This window comes from Pseudomonas sp. S30 (assembly GCF_016518545.1).
In the GTDB taxonomy this organism is placed as follows: domain Bacteria; phylum Pseudomonadota; class Gammaproteobacteria; order Pseudomonadales; family Pseudomonadaceae; genus Aquipseudomonas.
In genome coordinates, this window is record NZ_JACVTO010000007.1 from 101568 (window position 1) to 121364 (window position 19797).

The window sequence follows — 19797 nt, forward strand, 5'->3', positions numbered from 1 at the left end:
GACGCCTATTGGCAGCAAGCCTTCAAGGTACGGCGCAACCAGCGATGGGCTGGGTCGTTGTCGAAACGCGGGTGCCAGGCCTGCATCACCCGCACCTTTTCCAATGGCATCGGAATCTCGAACGCGCGCAGCGGCAAGCCGAATTCCAGGACATTGCCCAGTATGTTGGCCGGCATCGGCAGGATCAGGTCCGAGGCCGGCAGCGAGAACATCGCCGAGTGAAAGCTCGGTGTGATCAGCGCGACGCGACGATGCAGTTTAAAACTTGCCAGCTCCACGTCGATCGGTCCGTTGGCCCGGCCACGGCGCGATACGCTGATCTGCGGATAACGCACGAAACTCTCCGGAGTGATGGGCGTGTCGAAGATCGGATGCCTCTCACGGGCCAGGCCCACGAAATGGGTGTCGAAGAGGTGCTGCACCTTGATCTCTGGCCCCAGCTCGATGCTCGAACTGACCACCAGATCGATGTGCCCCTGGCGCAGCACCAGGTCGTCGCCATGGGACTCCGGCACGAAGCGCAGCACGGTGCGCGGTGCCTGGTCCTGCATCATGTGCAGCAGTTGCGCGCCATACAGGGCGATGAACAGGTCGTTGGTGCGCACGTTGAAGGTGCGCTCCAGGCGCGACAGGTCGACATTGTCTGCGCTGTTGAACACCAGGCCAGCCTGTTCCACCAGCGCCCGAACCTGGTCGCGCAGGGCCAGCGCCCGTGGCGTCGGCACCAGGCCGCGTCCGGCGCGCACCAGCACCGGGTCGCCCAATGCCTCGCGGATCCGCCCCAGGGTGCGGCTCATGGCGGCTGGGCTCAGGTTCATGCGCTGCGCCGCCCCCACCACGCTGCCTTCGTCCAGCAGGGCGTCGAGGGCGACCAGCAGGTTCATGTCCGGGAGCTGCATGCTCGATCACCAGGATGAGTGTGGAAAACGCGATGGTAACAGCCCAGGGATTGCGTCTGGTGCAATGATTAGCTGCATGGGCAGGGCTTTATCCGGCAGGAACAAGACTGAAGAATGGAGCAGCCTCATCGCGCATGAACCCGCCTCTGACAGGAAGGAACCCTGATGCCTGTACTCATTGCCCTCGATGCCTCCCCCGCCAGCCTCACCCTGCTCGACCTCGTGCGCCGCTACTGCCGGCCCGGCGAGCAGCCGCTGCATGTGCTGCTGGCCATCGATCCGGATTTCGCCGTGCACGTGCGCCCTGCGTCCTACACCGAGCAGGAACGGGAGGAATACCCCGCTGCCTGCGACGAACAGCAGCAGGCGGAACGCGCCCTGGCCAGCGCCATCGGCACCCTGCGCGAGGCGGGGTTCGAGTGCCAGGGCAGCATGGTCGCCGCGCAGCCGGTCGAGGCGATCGTCGACAAGGCCCGGGCACTGGGCTGCGAGCTGATCGTGATGGGCCATCGGCACCTGTCACGCCTGGGCCGGCTGCTCGACCCCTCGATCAGCGCCAAGGTGATCGACCAGGTGGACGTGCCGGTGCTGGTCTGCCCGGCGACGTGAGGCCCAGGCGGGCTGGGCGCGGGCTTACCGGCGATGATGCCAGCCAGGCCACCCACCTCGCCGGGCACGCCCCCTGCGCTCAAGACCCTGGCGTCACCACCACCGTACACGTGGTCCCCGCCGCCAGCAGATACCCCTCGGGCACCTCGTCGATCTCGATGCGCACCGGCACCCGCTGGGCCAGCCGCACCCAGTTGAACGTCGGGTTGACGTCGGCCACCAGCTCGCGGCTCTGCGGATTGTCCCGATCGTAGATGCCCCGGGCGATGCTCTGCACATGCCCGCGCAGCACCTCGCCGCTCATCATCTGCAACTCGGCGCGGTCGCCTGGCTTGACGTGGGGCAGCTTGGTTTCCTCGAAGAATCCGTACACCCAGAAGGAATGCTCGTCGACCAAGGCCATCACCGCCTCGCCGGTGCGCGCGTAGTCGCCCTTGTGGATGTTCAGGTTGGTGACGTAGCCGTCCACGCTGGCCACGATCTCGGTGCGCGCCAGGTTCAGCTCGGCCGCGGCCAGCTGCGCCTGGGCCTGCTGGTAATCGGCCAGGGCCGCGCTGGCCAGGGTACCGGCGTCGTCACGGTTTTCCTTAGAGATCACCAGGTTGTCCAGGTCGGCGCGGCGCCGCGCATTGTCCTGGCGCATCGCCCAGGTGGCCTTGCGCGACGCCACCAGGGCGCGGGCCTGGGCGACCGCCAGGCGGTAATGCTCGGGATCGATGCGAATCAGCACCTGGCCTTTTCGGACCCGCTGGTTGTCGTGCACCGGCACGTCCACCACATAGCCGGGCACGTCGGCGGCGACGTTGACGATGTCGGCGCGCACCCGACCGTCGCGGGTCCAGGGCGTGGTCATGTAGTGCAGCCATAGCTGGCGGCCGATCACCACGGCCGCGCCCAGCACCAGCAGGGTGGCCAGCAGGCTGAAGAATTTTTTCATCGGGGCATTCTCAACAGGAGCATTCTCAACGGGGGCATTCTCAACGGGGGCATTCTCACCAATAGAGCGGCAGCGCCAGCGCGCCGAACAGACAGACGAACAGCGACAGACGCAACAGCGCCGGGTGCCAGAAGAAACGGTAGCCGTCGTGGCTGGCGATGAAGCGGTCCAGCCCCCACGCCAGGCCCGCGGCGAACAGGAACAGCAAGGTCAGGGTGGGCAGGTACACGCCATGGAAGGCGATTTCACGGGGCATGGCGGGCTCCTTCGACCGGTGCCAGGGGTGACGAGGGGTCCAGCAGCGAGGTGCGGATGAAGTGCAGGTAGCTCTGCACCCGCCGCAGCACCGAGGTGTCGAAATGGCGGGCGAAAGGCTCGTCCGTGGCCTGCACGCGGCTGATGGCATGGTCCACCGCCACCAGCGCCCGTTCGTGATTGCTGGCATCCGGTTGCAGGAACAGCCGTGCCAGGGCCCGCCCCATCACCCGGATGGCCTGCCGCCACGGCTGCGATTCGGCGTAGGCCGGGTGCACGGGGGCACTGGCCTGCTCCTTGCGCAGCTCGATGACGGCGTGGCCGATCTCCGACACCACGAACATCCAGCCCATCAGTTCGGCCTGCACCTGCGGCCTGCCCGCTGCCAGCCCATAGGCCTGGTGCAGCAGATCGCGCGTACGACTCTCGAAGGCCGAGCCGAGCCCGCGCAGGCGTCCACCGATGGCGAACAGCACCTGCTCGCGCAGCGCCCGCTGCAGCCGGCTCCACAGCCAGCGGCTGTTCGGCGGCAGGATGATCGCCCCGGCAGCCGCGCACACCAGCATGCCGATGAGCATGCCCAGGTAGTCATTGATGAAGCTGTAGGGGTCGTACACCGTCAGGTTGTTCGGCACCGAGCCGATGGCGAAGAACACCAGCAGGCCCACCCCGTAGCCGGCGTAGGCCGGGCGCGAGGAGAGAAAGGCACCGAGCACGAACACCGGCGCCAGCACCAGGCACAACAGGGCGAAGCCGTCTATCCAGGGGAACACGAAGAAGGTCTCGAAGAAGCCGATGAAGGCCCCGAGCAGGGTCCCGCAGGCCATCTGGAAGGCCATTCGCCGAGGGTTGGGCGAGGCGGCCGAGAGCCCGGCGGTGACCGTGGCGATCAGCGTCATCATGGCGCCGCTGGGCCAGTCGCTGAGCAGCCAGTAGCTGCCCAGCAACAACAGCACCGCCGCACCGCGCACCCCGGCTGCCACGCACACCAGCCAACTGGTCTGGGAGACGTACGGCTCGTCCCAGCGCTCGCGCTCATGGCGGTGCGCGGCCAGCGACGCGTGAGTCTGGGCGTAGCTGTAGAGCTCGTCGATCAGCCTGTACAGCAGTTCGTAGGTGGTGTGGAAATCCAGCAGGTCGGCCTCGCTGGGCGAGGTCTGCAGGTACTCGGCGCGCAAACGGCGTACCTGGGTCTGCAACCCCTCCTTGTAGGCCGCCAGTTCCAGGGTCAGGCGCAGCGCGTCGGGGTCGGTCAGGTAGCGGTTCACATAAGGTTCGAGCAGTTGCACCAGGGTCTGCACGCCTGGCTCGATGGCAGCGACGATCTGTGCAGGTCCTCGGGCGCGCAGGCGCTCGAGCAAGCGATGCAGGGCGTTGAAGCGCGTGGTGATGGCCATGAACTCGCTGTTCATGCGCATCAGCCGGCCAGAGCGGCGGCGCATGTGCGGATCTTCGAAGGCGGTGACGTTACGCAGGCTCTCCAGGCCCACCGCCTCGGCGATGAAGCGCACGTTGCCGGCTTCGAACGCGGCGCGCTCGCTGTGCCCGCGCAGCGCCTGGACCATCACCCCGGCGTACACGCCGAAGCGCTGGTAAAGCGCGTGGCGCATGGCCGCGCTGGCCGACTGCGGCAGGATCGCGGCGCTGACCAGAGTGGCGACCAGGATACCCAGGGCGATCTCCAGCAGCCGCCACACCGCGGCCATGAAGGCCTGATCCGGGTGTTGCAACACCGGCAGGCCGATCATCGCTGCGGTGTAGCCCGCCAGTACGAAGCCATAGGCGCGAAAGGTCCGATGGCGCATCGCCCCGGCCGAGCACAGGCCGATCCACAGCGCCAGGCAGGGCAGGAACAGCTCGGTGTTCTGCGGGAACAGCGCGATCAGCGTGACCATCATCGCCGAGCCCGCCAGGGTGCCGAGCAGGCGATAGAAGCTTTTGGCGAACACATGGCCGCTCTGCGGCTGCATGACGATGAACACCGTGATCATCGCCGTGCGCGGCTGCGGCAACTCCAGGCGCATGGCCAGCCACAGGGTGAGGAAGGCGGCGGCCAGCACCTTGAAGATGTAGATCCAGGTGACCCCGTCGGTGCGTGCCCAGGCGTAGAAGCCGCGGCGCCACTCCAGGCCCGACAACCACTGCTTCATCGGTGGGGCTCCGCGCGCGGAACATCGCTGCCGGCAGCGAGCCCTCCGCCCAGTGCGGTGACCAGCTCTGCATGCACGCTCAGCCGCGCGGCCTGCACCTGCTGCTGGATCTGCCGCTGGTGGAACAGCAGGGTCTGGGCGTGGAGCACGTCCAGGTAGTCGGTCAGGCCGCGCTGGAAGGCCACGGTGGCGATGTCGCAGGTTTTCTGTGCGGCGGCCACCGACTCGTCGGCCAGGCGTGCCTGCTGGGCCATCGACTCGCGGCGGATCAGCTGGTCGGAGATCGTCTTGAGCGCTGCCACCACCGTGGCGTCGTAGTGCGCCACGGCCATGTCGTATTCGGCCGACGCCCGGCCCAGGTCGGCGCGCAGACGGCCGCCGTCGAAGATCGGCAGGCTGATCGCCGGGCCGACGTCGTAGTTGAATTTGCGTCCGGCGAGAAAGGCCAGCGGGCCGCCTCCGGTCGCCACGAAACCCAGGCCGCCGACCAGGTCGACGTTGGGGAAGAACGCCGCGTGCGCCACCTCGATGCCCTGTGCCTGCGCCTGCACCTGCCAACGGCTGGCGACCACGTCCGGGCGCTGGCCGACCAGTTCGGCGGGCAGCCTGGAAGGCAGGCCCAGGGGTGCGCCCAAGGCCAGCGTCGGCCGGGTCAGCGCGGCGCCCTCCCCCGGACCTTTGCCGGCGAGCGCGGCCAGCTGGTTGCGGTCCAGGGCGATGGCTTCTTCGAGGCTGTCGAGCTGACGACGGGTTTCCGGCAGCGGTGCCTCGGCCTGGCTGATCTCCAAGTGGGTGCCGAGCCCGGCCGCCAGGCGGCGACGGGCCAGCTCGAGGATCTGCGTCTGCTGCTGCAACTGGGCGGCGACGATGTCGCGCCGTGCGAAATCCAGGCTCAGCTGGATGTAGGCCCGCACCACATTGCTCTGCAATTCCAGGCGCGCCTGCTGCTGCTCGGCCACGCGCTGATGCGCCAGGTCCACGGCCTGCTCGCTGGCAGCGCGCTCGCCGCCCCACAGGTCCAGCGGGTAGCGCAGGCCCAGGTTGGCCGAGTTGTCCCAGGTGTCGGCGCCGGACAGCGCACCGGGGCCGTAGAACTGATCCTGCGGCCAGGCATGGCGCTTGAGGCTGACCTGGGCATCGCCCTGCAACTGCTCGGCCGACTCGGCCAGCCCCGCCATGGCCCGCGCCTGGCGCACCCGCGCCGCGGCCATGGCCAGGCTCGGGCTACCGGCAACGGCCAGATCGATCCAGTGATCGAGCTGGCGATCGCCGTAGGCCTGCCACCAGCGTTGCGCGGGCCAGGCCGCGTCCTGTTCGGCTTCGCGGATGGCGGCGTCGGTGAGCAGTCGATCGGGTTGCAGCGCTTGGCTGTGCGGGCCGATGCCCGCCGAGGTGATGCAGCCACTCAGGGACAGACTGAGGGCACAGGCACTGAGCGCGTTGAGCGCTCCGAGGTAGCGACGCGGCACTGCGGCGATTTCCCGAGGGTGAGGTGAAGGGCGAGGCAATTCTAGGGGCCGGTTTCATTGGCGATAAGCGCGCATTCCTGCGAATCTTTGTTACCGGAATCGTGATAATCCGGCTTTGGTCGCACGTGCATTTCCAGCGCGTCATGGCACAATTTCGTCCTCTAGATCGAGAGTGACCCATGGACACCCTGCAAAACATGCGTGCTTTCAGCTGCGTCGCCCAACTCGGCAGCTTCACCGCCGCCGCCGGGCAACTGGACACCACCACCGCGAACGTGTCGCGGGCGGTGTCGAACCTGGAAGCCCATCTGCAAACCCGCCTGCTCAACCGCACCACCCGCCGCATCGCCCTGACCGAAGCGGGCAAGCGCTACCTGATGCGCTGCGAACAGATCCTCACCTTCGTCGAAGAGGCCGAGGCCGAGGCCAGCGACGCCCATGCCCGGCCCGCCGGGCAATTGAAGGTGCATTCGATGACCGGCGTGGGCCAGCATTTCGTGGTCGATGCCATCGCCCGCTATCGCGAGACTCACCCCGACGTGACCTTCGACCTGACCATGGCCAACCGCGTACCGGATTTGCTCGACGAGGGCTACGACGTGTCCATCGTGCTGGCCAGCGAGCTGCCCGACTCGGGCTTCGTGTCCCAGCGCCTGGGCATCACCTACAGCATCGTCTGCGCCTCGCCCGAGTACATCGCCCAGCACGGCAGCGCCCAGAAGCCGGCCGAACTGCTCAAGCACCGCTGCCTGCGCATGGTCAGCCCGGTGATCCCGCTGGAGAAATGGCTGTTCGATGGTCCGCAGGGGCAGGAGGTGGTGAACATCCACAGCTCGCCGTTCCAGGTCAATTCCGCCGACGCCATGAAGACCGCGATTCGCAGCGGCATGGGGGTCGGCGTGCTGCCGATCTACTCGGCCATCGACGGTCTGCGCGACGGCAGCCTGGTGCGGGTGATGCCCGACTACCGCTTGCAGGAACTGAACCTGTACGCCATCTATCCCTCGCGCCAGTATCTGGATGCGAAGATCAAGACCTGGGTGGAGTACCTGCGCAATTCGCTGCCGGAAATCCTCGCGGCCCACGAAGCCGACCTCAAGACCCACGAAGGCGCTCATTGAGCGGCGACGGCGGTTCCCCGGGGCGATTCACCCACAACGGGTTGCCAGGCAACCCCATGTCCCTTCACCCTGTGAACGACCGACGACAGCACATCCAACCGGCCAGCAGCGCTGGCCATCGCGGGTCATGCCGCGCCTACAGGAGTAGCCGATGAAAAAGACCGTCCTGGCCTTCAGCCGTATCACCCCGGCCATGGCCGAGCGCCTGCGCGAGGATTTCGACGTGATCCTGCCCGACCCCAAGCTCGGCGACGTCAGTGCCCAGTTCAACGAAGCGCTGCCCCAGGCACATGGCCTGATCGGCGTGGGTCGCAAGCTCGGCCGTGCGCAGCTCGAAGGCGCCGGCAAGCTCGAAGTGGTGTCCAGCGTCTCGGTGGGCTATGACAACTACGACCTGGACTACTTCAACGAACGCGGCATCGCCCTCACCAACACCCCGGACGTGCTCACCGAAAGCACCGCCGACCTTGGCTTCTCGCTGATCATGGGCTGCGCCCGCCGCACCGCCGAGCTGGATGCCTGGACCAAGTCCGGCCATTGGCAGGCGAGCGTGGGCCCGACGCATTTCGGCAGCGACGTGCACGGCAAGACCCTGGGCATCGTCGGCCTGGGCAACATCGGCGCCGCCATCGCCCGACGCGGCGCCCTGGGGTTCAACATGTCGGTGCTGTACGCCGGCAACAGTCGCAAGCCGGCGCTGGAGCAGGAGCTGGGCGCGCAATACCGCAGCCTGGAGCAACTGCTGGCCGAATCGGACTTCGTCTGCATCGTGGTGCCGCTGTCCGAGGCCACGCGCAAGCTGATCGGTGCAGCTGAGCTCAAGCGCATGAAGCCCAGCGCGTTCCTGATCAACATCGCCCGTGGGCCGGTGGTGGACGAGGCGGCCCTGATCGAGGCGCTGCAAGCCGGCACCATTCGCGGCGCCGGGCTGGACGTGTACGAGAAGGAGCCGCTGGCCGACTCGCCCCTGTTCCGCCTGCCCAATGCCCTGACCCTGCCGCACATCGGTTCGGCGACCGCTGAAACCCGCGAGGCCATGGCCAACCGGGCGATGGACAACCTGCGCGCGGCGCTGCTGGGCGAGCGACCGCAGGACCTGGTCAACCCGCAGGTGTGGAAGGGCTGACGGCAGCGCGAGGGGCACGGTGCCCGGCGTGATACCGGGCACCGTGCCGCTGCGAACCCTGCACGACGCTGGCGCTACGCCATCAACGCGGCTGCCGCCGTCTGCCCAGCACCTTGCGCACCACATAGCGCGGCCGGTGCTTGGCCTCCTGGTAAATCCGCCCCACGTATTCGCCCAGGATGCCGATGCCGATCAGTTGCACGCCGCCTAGGAACAGGATCGCCGACAGCAGCGAGGGATAACCGGGCAGATCGGTGCCCCACAGCACCTTCTGCACGATCAGGTACACCGCGAACAGCAAGGCGAACAGCGATACCCCAGCGCCGATGTAGGTCCACAACCGCAGCGGCACCGTGCTGAACGAGGTGATGCCGTCCAGCGCCAGGTTCCACAGGCGCCACAGGCCGAACTTGCTCTGCCCGGCGACGCGGGCCGGGCGGTCGTACTCGATGATCTCGGTACGAAAGCCCACCCACGACAACACGCCTTTCATGAACAGTTGCTGCTCGGGCAACTGACGGATCGCCTCCACCACCTTGCGGTCGAGCAGGCGAAAATCGCCGACGTTCTCCTCGATGTGGGTCGAGGCGATGCGGTTGTGCAGCCGGTAATACAACCGCGCGCTCCAGCGCTTGAGCGGGGTATCGGCCTGGCGACTGCGCCGCTTGGCCAGCACCACGTCGGCGCCCTGCTGCCAGCGCTCAACCATCTGTGCGATCAGCTCGATGGGGTCCTGCAAGTCCACGTCGATGGGCACCATGGCGTCGCCATCGGCGTATTCGAGCCCGGCGAACAGCGCCGATTCCTTGCCGAAATTGCGCGAGAAGTTGATCACCGTGACCCATTCGTCGTGCTGCGCCAGGCCCTCGCAGAGGGCTTCGGTGGCATCGCTGCTGCCGTCGTTGACGAACAGGATCTCCACCGTCATCCCCTGCAACGAGGGCTCGCCGCGCACGGTCCGGTAGAAGTGCTCCAGGGTGTCCTGTTCGTTGTACACCGGCACGATCAAGCTGATGTTCATGGCGTTCTTCCTTTGAAAACCACTCGACGGGAATAGCTGTAGCCCACCACCAGACTGACCAGCGAAAAGCTCACCAGGGTCAACCAGGGCGACAGGCGCGCCCGGTCGGCCAGCGCGCCGAGCAGCAGGCTCAAGGCGCCCATGCCGACCACGAACAGCAGGTAGCGGCCTCTGCTGGGCGTGGCGGCGAAGGTGAAGCGGGCGTTGAGGTAATAGGAAACGCTTGCGGCTACGATGAAAGCGGCTAGATTGCTCGCGGCCTGGCCGAGCCCCGAGATCAGATAGACCAGCGAAAACACCAGCCAATGGACGAGGGTGTTGCCCAAGCCCACCAGCATGAAGCGCGCAATCCGCCGACCACTCACAGGGACGGACTGCTCAGGTCGTGCGGCAAGTTCATCACCACGTAGACGCTTTGCTCGATACGGTAAATCGTGAAGAACTCACTGTTCACCACCGCTCGGGGAGCCAATGCCTGAAGCTGCTGGCGATCCAGTGGCGGCTCACCCTGGAAAGGCTTGATACCGACCCTCGGCATCATCTCCGGCAGGATCATGAAGTGGATATTGAGCACGTACTCCAACGCAGGCATCGCCTTGAAGGATCCACTGGCGGCCGGCACCCAGGAATGATCGGCATCGTAACCCAACAGATAGTAGTGGTCTGCATCGCGCAGAGTCGGCTGGACCTGCAACTCGTGGGCCAGCGAGAAGCTCACCACACGCTGCAATTCTTTCTGTTGCACCAGCACCCGACCATAGGCGAAGGAAAAAGACAGCATGAACAAGACGGGCAACGCAATGACCCAGCTCAGGCGTGAGTGGACGCGCTGCAAGGCGTCATGAGCCAACCAGAGCAGGATGACCAGCGACGGTCCAAACCCCATGAGCAAGCGCGCGCCTGGGTTGAACTCGGCAAACAGCAGCGCCATTCCCGATACCATCACCAACGATACCGGCACCGGTAGCAGCAACGCGACGCCCAGGCACCAGCGCTCCCATACCGGGCGAGAACTGCGTGCTATCGCAACCAGATGGACGGTCAGCATCGCCAGCGCCAGTCCGATCAGGGTCCAGCACAACCAGATCGTTCCCGGCGTGAGCAACAGCGCCACATGCTCCGAGGTGATTTGAAGACGCGCCTGCATCTCGGCAAGCCAACGGGCATCCAGTGGTAGCATGGCCGAGCGTGGCACATCGACCAACTGATGCGCCGTGAGCAGGTAAATCACACAGCCGGCCAAGAACTGCCCGGCACGCGCAACCAGATGCTTGAAGACGTCGACCGCGCGGCTGCCCTCGACGACGCGCCTCATGATTTCCAAACAGGTCAATCCGACATAAACGTTGATGCTGACCTGATAAAGACTGCAAGCGACCCCTATCAGCAGGCCACCCAACCACCATGAGCGCCACCCCTTCGCACCTAGTGCGATGGCCCAGGCGCAGGCCGCCAGAGCCAGTCCCATTGCAGGCGCATCATATTGATAAGAGAGGTTCTGCAGGAAAAAAGGATTGAACCACAGGGGCAGAACGACCAGCACGTGGGTCAGGCGGGGCTGAGGGTAGTAGTGCATGGCAAGCCTGGCCAGCGCCGCTGCGATCAACGGCCACGCTAGCAGCAAAGGCAGCGGAAATAGATTGGGGCCGGCTGCACTGAAGCCTAGAAGCAGGTGCAGCACTTCGGTCAACACTCGACCCTGAACGACCCAGGAGTCTGCTGATCCATTCGTGATACTGGCAGTCTGGCTGCGCCATATATCGTCAATATACGCGTAATCGACCAGGATCAACGGCAGTAGATGCAGCCCTATCGCCACTAGGCAGACAAACCAGACCTCCTGCGGGGTGAGATTTCTATTCCAGAACACACTAGACGACATGCACTGCCCCGAACTCGTTTGTCCCGGCAAGTCTAGCGGGTGCGGCCGACCTGTCACCTGACAAATCTGTCAGCGCCGAAGAACGCTATCGCGCCAGCCCCGTCATCGACTCACGCACCCGTGGCCGGCGAAACACCAGCACGTTGCCCGCCATCACCGCCAGCAGCCCCAGCAGCGCCGGCGCCGTCCACTGGTAGCCTTCGGCGAAGGCCGACACATTCAGCGCCACCAGCGGGAACAGCACGGTGCAATAGGCCGCGCGCTCTGGCCCCATGCGCCCGACCAAGGTGAGATAGGCGGTGAAGGCGATCACCGAGCCGGGAATCACCAGGTACAGCAACGAGCCGATGTAACGCGCATTCCACTCCACGCAGAAGGGTACGCCGCTGAGCAGGCAGTACACCCCGAGCAGGCTCGCGCCGTACACCATGCCCCAGGCGTTGGTGGTCATGGGCCTGAGCCCGGCCTTCTGCTGCAGCGTCGACAGCAGGTTGCCCGCCGAGAAGCACAGCGTGCCGAGCAACGCCAGGCCCACCCCCAGCAGAGTGTCGGCGTTGGCCTGATGGCTGGACAGCTCCGGCCAGAACAGCAGCGCCAGCCCGACCAGGCCGAGCGCGCCGCCTGCCAGCACGTTGACCGCGATGCGCTGGCCGAAGAAAAGCCGCGCATTGAGGGCGTTCCACAAGGTGGCGGTGGAGAACACCACGGCGATCAGGCCGCTGGCCAGCCACTGGCTGGCATTGAGGAAGCACAGGAAGTTGACGCAGAACAGGCACACGCCCTGGGCCAGGCAGATCAGGTGGCCGCGACGATTCATCGGTTGCAGGCGCCGCGTCAGCAGCACAAAGGCGAACAGGATCAACCCGGCCAGTGCGAAGCGATAGACGATCGACACCGGAATCGCCACCACGCCCAACTGGAGCTTGAGGGCGATCCAGGTGGTGCCCCAGATGAGCACGGTGAGCAGGTACAGGGACAGGTTCATGGGGCGATCCTCGAGGATGAGCGACTGGGACGCTGAAGGCCCGAGCAAGTGTCTTGCGCGCAGCCTTCAGGTTCCGACCGGCGCAGTGTTCACCCTGCCTGGCCCAGGCGCTTGCACAAACTTGCGCTTTTCCCTCCAGCGGTACTGGTAACCGGCGCACCGGGCAGTACGATGGGCACTCAGAGGAAAACGCCGATGTCATCCCTTGATCAGCTGCACGTGTTCAACGCCCTGAACAGCTCGCCCCATGCGCGCCTGGAATCCAGTGCGCTATTCGGCGAGGGCCTGGCTGCTGCCCTGTGGAGCAACCGCGACGACGCCCGCGACTACCAAGCCCCGAGCCACCACACACTGTCGTGCTACATCGCCGACGGCACCGGCACCTACCGTCGCCAGCGGCCCGGCACCAAGGGCGCGCCCGGCAGGCTGTGCATCATGCCGGCCGGCCACGAGTCCAACTGGATCATCGACGGCAGCATCCGCCTGGCGCACCTGTACGTGAGCGAGGAACGCTTCGCCATGGGCTGCCTGCGCCTGCTCGACCGCGAGCCCCGCCAGGTGCAGCTACACGAAGCGATCTTCCTCGACGACCCGCAGCAGGCCCTGCGCTTTCGCCAGCTGATCACCCTGGGCTGGAGCGAACCGGGCGAACGCCTGCTGGCCAGCAGCCTGGCCCACGCCATCGTCGATCATGCCGTGCTCGATCAGGCCGGGCCGCGCCTGGGATTGAGGCTCAAGGGCGGCCTGGCGCCCCACCAGCGGCGACAACTCACCGACTACATACAGGCGCACCTGGACCAGCCGCTGTCTCTGAGCGATCTGGCGCTGCGTTGCAACCTGTCCGAATACCACTTCGCCCGGATGTTTCGCACCAGCTTCGGCCTGCCGCCGCACCAGTACCTGCTGGCCAGGCGCCTGGAGCACGCGTGCCGGTTGCTGCGCCATGGCATGCTGCCCTTGGGACAGATCGCGTTGATGTGCGGCTTCGCCAGTGCCAGCCATTTCAGCAACCGCTTCAGGCAGGCACTGGGCGCCACACCAGGTGACTACCGCGCCGCCTTCGCCAGCCCGCGCTAGCCAACAGCACGACACAGTCCGTCCTCAGAACTCCAGCGTACTCGACACACTCACCTGTCGCGCATCGCCGATGGCGACGAAATTGCGGTTCACCGCCGAGCTGTAGTACACCTTGTCGAACAGGTTCTTCACGTTCAGCTGCAAACGCACCTTGTGGGCATCCACCCGCGTCTCGTAGCTGGCGAAGGCATCGGCCACGGTGTAGGCCGGCAGGTCGAAATCGTTGGTCGGGTTGCCCGCACGCTCGCCGGCATAGCGAGCGCCCGCGCCCAGGCGCAGGTCGTCGCCGCCGAACAGGCTGCCGTAGTCGTACACCGCCGACAGCGACGCCGTGTGGCGCGCCACGTTCTGCAGGCGATTGCCCTTGAGCGACGGGTCCTTGGTCACTTCGGCATCGGTGAAGGCATAGCTGCCGATCAGGCTCCAGCGCTCGCTCAACTGACCGCTGAGGTCCAGCTCGACGCCTCGCGAATTCACCTCGCCGGCGTTGCTGTACAGCGTCTCGCCCGTGCTCGCGTCGAGGTTGGACACCAGCACGTTGCGCTTGGTGATGTCGAACAGCGCCAGGGTGCCGGTGAGGCGCCCGGGCATGTCCAGCTTGGCGCCCAGCTCCCAGGCCTTGCCCTCCTCCGGCGCGATGGAGGAATCCAGCACCAACCCGCCGGTCAGCGGCGCGATGCTGGAGTTGGGCTTGAACGACTCGCTGTAGCTGCCGTAGAACGACAACTGTTCGTCGACCTTGTAGACCAGCCCGGCATGCGGGGTCCAGGCGTGGTCGTGGGCGTCGGTGTTGGCGGTGAACGGCCGGCCACGGCCAGCGAGTTGATCGTACTGTTGCAGGCGCACGCCGGCCACGGCGATCCAGTGATCGTCCAGGTGAATCGCATCCTGGGCGAACAGCGAGTCGGTGCGCAGTTTGTCGGTCTGGTCGCTGTCACTGGCACGCACCGTAGTGCCTTCGACTTCCCGGCCATACACTGGATTCAGATAGCTGAAGCGCGAGCGGCTGTTCTGGCGAATGAGGTCGGCGCGGTAGATTTTGCGGTCCTCGTGGTCCATCCCAAGTAGCAGATCATGCTGCATGCCGGCCAGCTGGACGTTGCCGGCCAGGCTCAAGGTCGCGAATTGGTCGCGGCTCATGGCGCCGTGGGTACCATCGATGCTGCGGTTCAGCGTGCCCTGGGCATCGTTCACGCCGGTCACGCGCACCTGGCTGGCGTCGTAGGTCTCGCGGTTGAAGCTGTAGCCGAGGTGCAGCTTCCAGACGTCGTCGAGCTGGTGATCCACTTCCAGGCGATACAGGTCCGAGCGCCCTTCCATGTCGTTGAACTTCTCGTCCAGCCGCCGCGTAGCGGGGATGTCCAGAGGATGATTGGTGCGGTTGCTGATGGCCGTACCGCGGTCGAACGGGGTCAGGAACTCGCGGTGCTCGTAGGACAGCGTCACCTGCGTGTCCTCACCGAACCAGGCCAGCGAAGGCGCCACCAGCGACTCGCGGTGCACGCCGAAGTTACGCCAGTAGTCCTCGTCCTCATGGTCGACGATCAGCCGGTAAGCCAGGTTGCTGTCACCCAGCGCGCCGGTGCTGTCGAAGCTGCCACCACTGCCGTTCTTGCCGCTGCCGTAGGTCGACCCGCGCAGGGTCAGCGCGTTGTACTGCTGCATTTGCGGGCGCTTGCTGACCACGTTGATCACCCCGCCCGGGTCCTGGATGCCGTAGAGCAGCGAAGCCGGGCCCTTGAGCACCTCCACCCGCTCGGTGGTGGCGTTGAGACTGCGACCCTGCACCAACGGCATGCCGTCGCGCATGATCGAGCCGTCCCGGTTGTCGCCGAAGCCGCGCTTCATCACCGTGTCGGCGGTGGCGCCGAAGTTGTTGCCCTGGGTGATGCCGCTGACGTTGGCCAGGGCGTCGTCGAGGTTGCGCGGCGCCTGGTCGCGCAGCACCTGGGCCGACACCACGTTGATGGCGTGGGGAATTTCCAGGTTGGGGCCCTGCCCGCGCATGATCGACGCGCTGGCCGGCGGCTGGTAGCTGCTACTGTCCATCTGCGAGCTGACGGTGGTGGCCTGCAAGTTGATGGCAGCGCCGGTATTCGCCGACTCCAGGGTGAAGGTGCGGGCATCGACTCGCCGCCACGCCAGGCCCGAGCCGCCGAGCAACTGGTCAAGTGCCTGTTCGGCGCTGAACGCCCCTTGCAAGGCCGGCGCCGACTGCGTGGGCAGCTGCTGGGTATAGACCACGCTCTGTCCAGTGGCGCGGCTGAACGCCGCCAAGGCCTGTGCCAGAGGCTGCGCCGGTTGGGCGAAGATGTAGGACTGAGCCTGCTCGGCAGCCTGGACCAGCGACACCGGGGCGACGACCGAGGCGGCGGACACGCCGAACCAGAGAGCAAGGCAAGGGGGAGAGAACTTCATGAACGCAGACCTGTGAGGGAATGGGACGACTGAGAATGAATCGCACTTTCACTCACTACACGGATATGGCTGGGAAATACCTCACCTGCTTTTTGAAAAAAACTTACAACCTGCATCAGAGCGCTAGCGCAGCACCGTCACTCGCCCCAACAGCGTAGTGGGCGTGAAGCCCACCACCTTGCCCAGCGAAGCCAAGGCCTGCAGCGGCTCGTGCAGCGGGAAGCTGCCGCTGACCCGGCGCTGGGCCAGTGGCTCGTCCAGCAGCAGTATGCGTCCGGGGTAGTAACGCTGCAGGTCATCCACTACCTGCGCCAGCGGCACCTGATAGTAGTTCAGCCAGCCCTGGCGCCAGGCCAGTGCACTGTCGCTGTCCACACCGTGCAACTCGCCGGCCACGCCCCGGGCATAGGCCATCTGCTGGTTGGCCACCAGCTCGCGCGTGGCACCGCCGTTGCCCGGCAGCACCGCCACTCGGCCGCTGCGCACCGTGACCTGAGCACCTTGGCCTTGGTCGCGCACCTCGAACTGGGTGCCTAGCACCCGCACTTCGCCGCCACCGGCGTCGACCACGAACGGTGCGCCGGTATGGGTCACTTCGAAGAACGCGGCGCCGCGCAGCAGGCGTACGCGGCGCTGGCCATGCTCGAAATCCACCGTCACGGCTGTGCCGGCATCCAGAGTCAGGCGCGAACCATCGACCAGCGTGACCTCGCGCACCTGCGCCGAGCTGGTGTAGTCGGCCCGCAGGTCCTGCCACCAGAACTGTGGCTGCCAGCCCGCCAGGCTGCCGAGGGCCAGCACCAGGCAGGCCGCGGCTGCCAGAGCGGCGCCATACCAGGGCGCGCGACGCCGAGGGCGATCCATGCGCTGCAAGTACTGCTGCAAGGCGCCATCGTCTTCATCGGCCAGGCGCCGAGCGGGAGCCTCGGTCGACTGCCACAGCGCCTGCGCCTCGAGGTAGGCGCTGCGGTGCGCGGGATCGGCCAGCAACCAGCGCTTGAACGCCGCGCCGTCGGCCGTGGCCGGGCGTTCGTTGATACGGCTCAACCAGCCCAGTGCACGGCGCGAGGCCTCGGGAATGATCGGATCGGACGGATTCATCGGCGCTCGCTCCCTGGCCTGCGCGTGGCGACAGCGGGTTCGGCGATACTCGCCTTGCACGCTTCGAGGGCGCGCATCATATGCTTTTCCACGGCGCTCTGGGACACCTGCATGGCCTGGGCGATTTCGCCGTACTTGCGGCCATGGATGCGGTTGAGCAGGAAGATCTGCCGGGTGCGCTCCGGCAGGGCGCGCAGCGCCTGGTCGATCCGGCGCAGGTCGTGGTCGACCTCCAGCGCCAGCTCCGGGGCCTGCGTCGACGGCTCCTCGTCCAGGCTCAAGCCCTCGTTGACCCGGCCACGACTGCCCTCGCTGCGCAGATGATCGATGGCCAGGTTGCCGGCGCAGCGCAGCAGGTAGGTGTCCAGCGCCTCGACCTTGACCGCAGGCCGGCGCCAGAAGCGCAGGAACAACTCCTGGACCAGGTCGCTGGCCGTGGCGCGGCAGCCGACGCGGCGACTGACCAGCGCCTCCATGCGTCCGCGCTGGGCCAGGAACACCTGGACGAACCGCGCTCGGCCGCCCGCTTCGTCGAGCTCCGGCTCGGTCACGCCGGCACGGCCATGAGCAGCGGCGCCGCCACCAGGCTGCCGGCCGCCAGCCCCAGCAGCAGGCGCGACTGGTAAGGCAGGCCGAACACCCACAGGGTCAGGCCGGCCATCAGCAGCGCCGTCCATTCGACCAGGCCCAGCGCCAGCCCCTCGAGGTGCACCGCCCGCAGCAGCGCGACCAGCAACAGCAACCCGCCGGCGACCCGCAAGGCCAGCAGTTGGGCCGACCGGGGCTTGCGCCTCAGCAGGTCGGCGAAGTGCTTGTCCATGGCCAGGCACAGGGCGGCCAGCGCCGCGAAGTTGAACAGGGCAACGCTCAGCATCAGCTCGCTTCCAGGGATTCGGCCGTGGCCTTGCCACGGGCCGCGCGCTTGGCCACCGGTTTGGGTGCGCGCAGCATCTTGCGGGCCGCCCAGGCCAGGAACAGGCCGGCGCCCAGGGCGGTGAGGTCGAATCCGGCCATGGCCCAGTCGCCCGCGGGAATCGAACGATTCAGACCGTGACCTGTGGTCAGGCCGTTGAGCAGCGGTAGCAGCGCGAAGGCCGCAGCGCCCAGGGCCAGCTGTTCGCCCCAGGCGCGTCGTCCCGGACGCAGCACGGCATGGACCAGCGACAGCCCCCAGGCCAGGAAGAAGGCGTTCACCTCCCAGTCCGAGCGGGCTTCGAAAGTCACCGACAGCACCCGGTTGGCCCAGAAGAACGCCGCCACGCCCAGCAGCAGACCACTCATGCTGGCGATGTTGAGCACCTCCACCAGGCGCAGCTCCGGCGGCTGGCGCTCGCTCTTGGCATGCTTGAGCTGGCGCTTGCCCAGCCACATCACCAGGCCGGTGCCGATCACTGCGGTACCCGCCACCCCGAACACGAAGTACAGCCAGCGCAACCAGGGGCCGGCGAAGTTGCCCATGTGCAGGCCGACGAAGGTGAAGGAGGTCTTCATCGCCGCGCTCTCCGGTGCGCCCTGGGCCACCAGCGCGCCCGTGGCGCCGTCGAAGGTCCAGTTGGTGCTGCGCTGATAGGCCACGCTGTCCGCCGAGGCGCGACTGAGGGTGACCCGCGCGTTGGCGTCCCCCGGGTTCTGCACGCGAATCAGGTTCAGGTGCGCGCCGGGTGCCTGCTCCAGCACCTTGGCGTACAGGCTCGACAGCGGCACTTGTGAGGCGCTGACGCCGGCCGGTTGCACGTTTTCCTCACCACCGAACAGGTCGCTGAAGTAGCCGTCGGTATCGCCATAGCTGGCGATGATGCCGGCGGGCATGACCATGTACATGAAGATCACCAGGCTGCTGTAGCTGATCATCAGGTGAAACGGCAGCACCAGCACGCCAATGGCATTGTGGCCGTCCAGCCACGAGCGCTGGCCCTTGCCGGGGCGGAAGGTGAAGAATTCCTTGAAGATCTTCTTGTGGGTGATGATGCCGGTGATCAGCCCCAGCAGCATGATGAAGGCGCAGAAGGTGGACAGGTAGCGCCCCCAGGGATGGGGCATCTGCAACTGGAAATGGAAACGGTAGAAGAACTCGCCGCCCATGCTCTCGCGAGCCTCGACCACCTGGCCGCTGGCGGCGTCCAGCTCACTGCCGAGAAAGCCGCGCTTGCTGGCCGGGTCCGGGTCGCGGTAGCCCACGCTCATGGCCGCCTCGCGCTCGCCGGGCAGACGAATGAACCAGGTGCTGGAACCCGCCGCGTTGGCCTGCAGGTAGCGTTGCGCCAGATCCAGGCTGGCTGCCGGGTTCAGCGGATGGCTCTGGATTTCCGGTTTGGTCCAGTGGGTGATCTCTTCCTTGAAGTACGACAGCGTGCCGGTGAGGAAAATGGCGAACAGCATCCAGCCGAAAATCAGCCCGGTCCAGGTGTGCAGCCAGGCCATCGCCTGGCGAAAGCCTTCCTTCATGACAGCTTCGTCCAGTACGCCAGCGCGCCAACGGCCCCCAGCGCGGCACTGGGCAGCAACACCCCGAGCCAGGCGCGCCAGGCACTACGGCAGGCGAAGCACCAGATGAAGGCCAGCACCCAGAAGACAAAGGACAGCATGGTCGCGCTCAGGACCGCGTCGACGCGGGCCCCGGGCAGCAGCAGGCTCAAGCAGACCGCCACCGCCGAGGCCAGCAGATAGCCGCCGAGCAAGGCGGCCAGGCTGCGTGAGGTCACGGCCAGGCGATAGCGCAAAGGCAGACCGGCGGCAGGGCTTTTCAT

Annotated in this window: 19 protein-coding genes; 4 read left to right on the forward strand and 15 right to left on the reverse strand. The window is 66.4% G+C overall.

Annotation, left to right across the window (positions count from 1 at the left end; all coding sequences use genetic code 11):
• Window positions 1-5: 5 nt before the first annotated feature.
• Complete coding sequence (locus IAE34_RS10205) at window positions 6-899, reverse strand: LysR family transcriptional regulator (RefSeq protein WP_200138820.1); 894 nt, start codon at window positions 897-899, stop codon at window positions 6-8.
• A gap of 165 nt (window positions 900-1064) precedes the next feature.
• Between IAE34_RS10205 and IAE34_RS10210 the strand changes: the two genes are divergently transcribed.
• Window positions 1065-1508, forward strand: coding sequence for a universal stress protein (locus IAE34_RS10210; RefSeq protein ID WP_200138821.1), 444 nt, complete (start codon window positions 1065-1067; stop codon window positions 1506-1508).
• 79 nt (window positions 1509-1587) lie between these two features.
• Here the strand turns inward: IAE34_RS10210 and IAE34_RS10215 are convergent, their stop codons facing one another.
• From IAE34_RS10215 to IAE34_RS10230, 4 genes are read right to left on the reverse strand one after another with little or no spacing between them, the layout of a single operon-like run.
• On the reverse strand, window positions 1588-2445 hold the full coding sequence (locus IAE34_RS10215) for an efflux RND transporter periplasmic adaptor subunit (RefSeq protein ID WP_200138822.1): 858 nt from the start codon (window positions 2443-2445) through the stop codon (window positions 1588-1590).
• 55 nt (window positions 2446-2500) lie between these two features.
• Window positions 2501-2701, reverse strand: a complete 201-nt coding sequence (locus IAE34_RS10220) for a DUF1656 domain-containing protein (RefSeq protein WP_200138823.1) — start codon at window positions 2699-2701, stop codon at window positions 2501-2503.
• The gene (locus IAE34_RS10225; RefSeq protein ID WP_200138824.1) at window positions 2691-4850 is read right to left on the reverse strand and encodes an FUSC family protein; all 2160 of its coding nucleotides are present in this window, start codon (window positions 4848-4850) and stop codon (window positions 2691-2693) included. Before IAE34_RS10225 ends, IAE34_RS10220 begins: the two co-directional genes overlap by 11 nt.
• Window positions 4847-6319, reverse strand: coding sequence for an efflux transporter outer membrane subunit (locus IAE34_RS10230; RefSeq protein WP_200138825.1), 1473 nt, complete (start codon window positions 6317-6319; stop codon window positions 4847-4849). Before IAE34_RS10230 ends, IAE34_RS10225 begins: the two co-directional genes overlap by 4 nt.
• Before the next feature lie 179 nt (window positions 6320-6498).
• Between IAE34_RS10230 and IAE34_RS10235 the strand changes: the two genes are divergently transcribed.
• Together IAE34_RS10235 and IAE34_RS10240 are read left to right on the forward strand one after the other, a co-directional pair.
• On the forward strand, window positions 6499-7440 hold the full coding sequence (locus tag IAE34_RS10235; protein WP_200138826.1) for a LysR family transcriptional regulator: 942 nt from the start codon (window positions 6499-6501) through the stop codon (window positions 7438-7440).
• Window positions 7441-7591: 151 nt separating this feature from the next.
• Window positions 7592-8566 (forward strand): 2-hydroxyacid dehydrogenase, encoded by a 975-nt coding sequence (locus tag IAE34_RS10240; RefSeq protein ID WP_200138827.1) that lies wholly within the window; start codon window positions 7592-7594, stop codon window positions 8564-8566.
• Window positions 8567-8648: 82 nt separating this feature from the next.
• Here the strand turns inward: IAE34_RS10240 and IAE34_RS10245 are convergent, their stop codons facing one another.
• The 4 genes from IAE34_RS10245 to IAE34_RS10260 form a co-directional block, all read right to left on the reverse strand.
• The gene (locus IAE34_RS10245; protein ID WP_200138828.1) at window positions 8649-9587 is read right to left on the reverse strand and encodes a glycosyltransferase family 2 protein; all 939 of its coding nucleotides are present in this window, start codon (window positions 9585-9587) and stop codon (window positions 8649-8651) included.
• A complete protein-coding gene (locus IAE34_RS10250) occupies window positions 9584-9925 on the reverse strand; it encodes a GtrA family protein (protein WP_200138829.1) in 342 nt (113 codons plus the stop codon). The genes IAE34_RS10245 and IAE34_RS10250 overlap by 4 nt, the downstream gene beginning before the upstream one ends.
• Before the next feature lie 23 nt (window positions 9926-9948).
• Window positions 9949-11469 (reverse strand): glucosyltransferase domain-containing protein, encoded by a 1521-nt coding sequence (locus tag IAE34_RS10255; RefSeq protein ID WP_200138830.1) that lies wholly within the window; start codon window positions 11467-11469, stop codon window positions 9949-9951.
• A gap of 85 nt (window positions 11470-11554) precedes the next feature.
• On the reverse strand, window positions 11555-12454 hold the full coding sequence (locus tag IAE34_RS10260; protein ID WP_200138831.1) for a DMT family transporter: 900 nt from the start codon (window positions 12452-12454) through the stop codon (window positions 11555-11557).
• A 195-nt stretch (window positions 12455-12649) separates the two neighbouring features.
• Between IAE34_RS10260 and IAE34_RS10265 the strand changes: the two genes are divergently transcribed.
• Window positions 12650-13531 (forward strand): helix-turn-helix domain-containing protein, encoded by an 882-nt coding sequence (locus tag IAE34_RS10265; protein ID WP_200138832.1) that lies wholly within the window; start codon window positions 12650-12652, stop codon window positions 13529-13531.
• Between the two features lie 24 nt (window positions 13532-13555).
• Here IAE34_RS10265 and IAE34_RS10270 read toward each other — a convergent pair whose 3' ends face one another.
• The 6 genes from IAE34_RS10270 to IAE34_RS10295 form a co-directional block, all read right to left on the reverse strand.
• Window positions 13556-15949, reverse strand: a complete 2394-nt coding sequence (locus IAE34_RS10270; RefSeq protein ID WP_200138833.1) for a TonB-dependent siderophore receptor — start codon at window positions 15947-15949, stop codon at window positions 13556-13558.
• Between the two features lie 123 nt (window positions 15950-16072).
• Complete coding sequence (locus IAE34_RS10275; RefSeq protein WP_200138834.1) at window positions 16073-17050, reverse strand: FecR family protein; 978 nt, start codon at window positions 17048-17050, stop codon at window positions 16073-16075.
• Window positions 17047-17601, reverse strand: coding sequence for an RNA polymerase sigma factor (locus tag IAE34_RS10280; protein ID WP_325100984.1), 555 nt, complete (start codon window positions 17599-17601; stop codon window positions 17047-17049). Before IAE34_RS10280 ends, IAE34_RS10275 begins: the two co-directional genes overlap by 4 nt.
• Entirely contained in the window at window positions 17598-17924 is a 327-nt protein-coding gene (locus tag IAE34_RS10285; protein ID WP_233631063.1) for a DUF3325 domain-containing protein, read from the reverse strand. Before IAE34_RS10285 ends, IAE34_RS10280 begins: the two co-directional genes overlap by 4 nt.
• Window positions 17924-19495: a PepSY-associated TM helix domain-containing protein gene (locus tag IAE34_RS10290; RefSeq protein ID WP_200138836.1), complete on the reverse strand. Its 1572-nt coding sequence runs from the start codon at window positions 19493-19495 to the stop codon at window positions 17924-17926. Before IAE34_RS10290 ends, IAE34_RS10285 begins: the two co-directional genes overlap by 1 nt.
• Complete coding sequence (locus tag IAE34_RS10295; RefSeq protein WP_200138837.1) at window positions 19492-19797, reverse strand: DUF3649 domain-containing protein; 306 nt, start codon at window positions 19795-19797, stop codon at window positions 19492-19494. Before IAE34_RS10295 ends, IAE34_RS10290 begins: the two co-directional genes overlap by 4 nt.

What these genes read in the sequence shown, in the direction of transcription:
- IAE34_RS10255 (WP_200138830.1), bottom strand. Translation starts at nt 11,469, where the DNA reads ATGTCGTCTAGTGTGTTCTGGAATAGAAATCTCACCCCGCAGGAGGTC.
- IAE34_RS10210 (WP_200138821.1), top strand. Translation starts at nt 1,065, where the DNA reads ATGCCTGTACTCATTGCCCTCGATGCCTCCCCCGCCAGCCTCACCCTG.
- IAE34_RS10215 (WP_200138822.1), bottom strand. Translation starts at nt 2,445, where the DNA reads ATGAAAAAATTCTTCAGCCTGCTGGCCACCCTGCTGGTGCTGGGCGCG.
- IAE34_RS10265 (WP_200138832.1), top strand. Translation starts at nt 12,650, where the DNA reads ATGTCATCCCTTGATCAGCTGCACGTGTTCAACGCCCTGAACAGCTCG.
- IAE34_RS10220 (WP_200138823.1), bottom strand. Translation starts at nt 2,701, where the DNA reads ATGCCCCGTGAAATCGCCTTCCATGGCGTGTACCTGCCCACCCTGACC.
- IAE34_RS10290 (WP_200138836.1), bottom strand. Translation starts at nt 19,495, where the DNA reads ATGAAGGAAGGCTTTCGCCAGGCGATGGCCTGGCTGCACACCTGGACC.
- IAE34_RS10205 (WP_200138820.1), bottom strand. Translation starts at nt 899, where the DNA reads ATGCAGCTCCCGGACATGAACCTGCTGGTCGCCCTCGACGCCCTGCTG.
- IAE34_RS10240 (WP_200138827.1), top strand. Translation starts at nt 7,592, where the DNA reads ATGAAAAAGACCGTCCTGGCCTTCAGCCGTATCACCCCGGCCATGGCC.
- IAE34_RS10250 (WP_200138829.1), bottom strand. Translation starts at nt 9,925, where the DNA reads ATGCTGGTGGGCTTGGGCAACACCCTCGTCCATTGGCTGGTGTTTTCG.
- IAE34_RS10235 (WP_200138826.1), top strand. Translation starts at nt 6,499, where the DNA reads ATGGACACCCTGCAAAACATGCGTGCTTTCAGCTGCGTCGCCCAACTC.
- IAE34_RS10245 (WP_200138828.1), bottom strand. Translation starts at nt 9,587, where the DNA reads ATGAACATCAGCTTGATCGTGCCGGTGTACAACGAACAGGACACCCTG.
- IAE34_RS10225 (WP_200138824.1), bottom strand. Translation starts at nt 4,850, where the DNA reads ATGAAGCAGTGGTTGTCGGGCCTGGAGTGGCGCCGCGGCTTCTACGCC.
- IAE34_RS10275 (WP_200138834.1), bottom strand. Translation starts at nt 17,050, where the DNA reads ATGAATCCGTCCGATCCGATCATTCCCGAGGCCTCGCGCCGTGCACTG.
- IAE34_RS10295 (WP_200138837.1), bottom strand. Translation starts at nt 19,797, where the DNA reads ATGAAAAGCCCTGCCGCCGGTCTGCCTTTGCGCTATCGCCTGGCCGTG.
- IAE34_RS10260 (WP_200138831.1), bottom strand. Translation starts at nt 12,454, where the DNA reads ATGAACCTGTCCCTGTACCTGCTCACCGTGCTCATCTGGGGCACCACC.
- IAE34_RS10285 (WP_233631063.1), bottom strand. Translation starts at nt 17,924, where the DNA reads ATGCTGAGCGTTGCCCTGTTCAACTTCGCGGCGCTGGCCGCCCTGTGC.
- IAE34_RS10270 (WP_200138833.1), bottom strand. Translation starts at nt 15,949, where the DNA reads ATGAAGTTCTCTCCCCCTTGCCTTGCTCTCTGGTTCGGCGTGTCCGCC.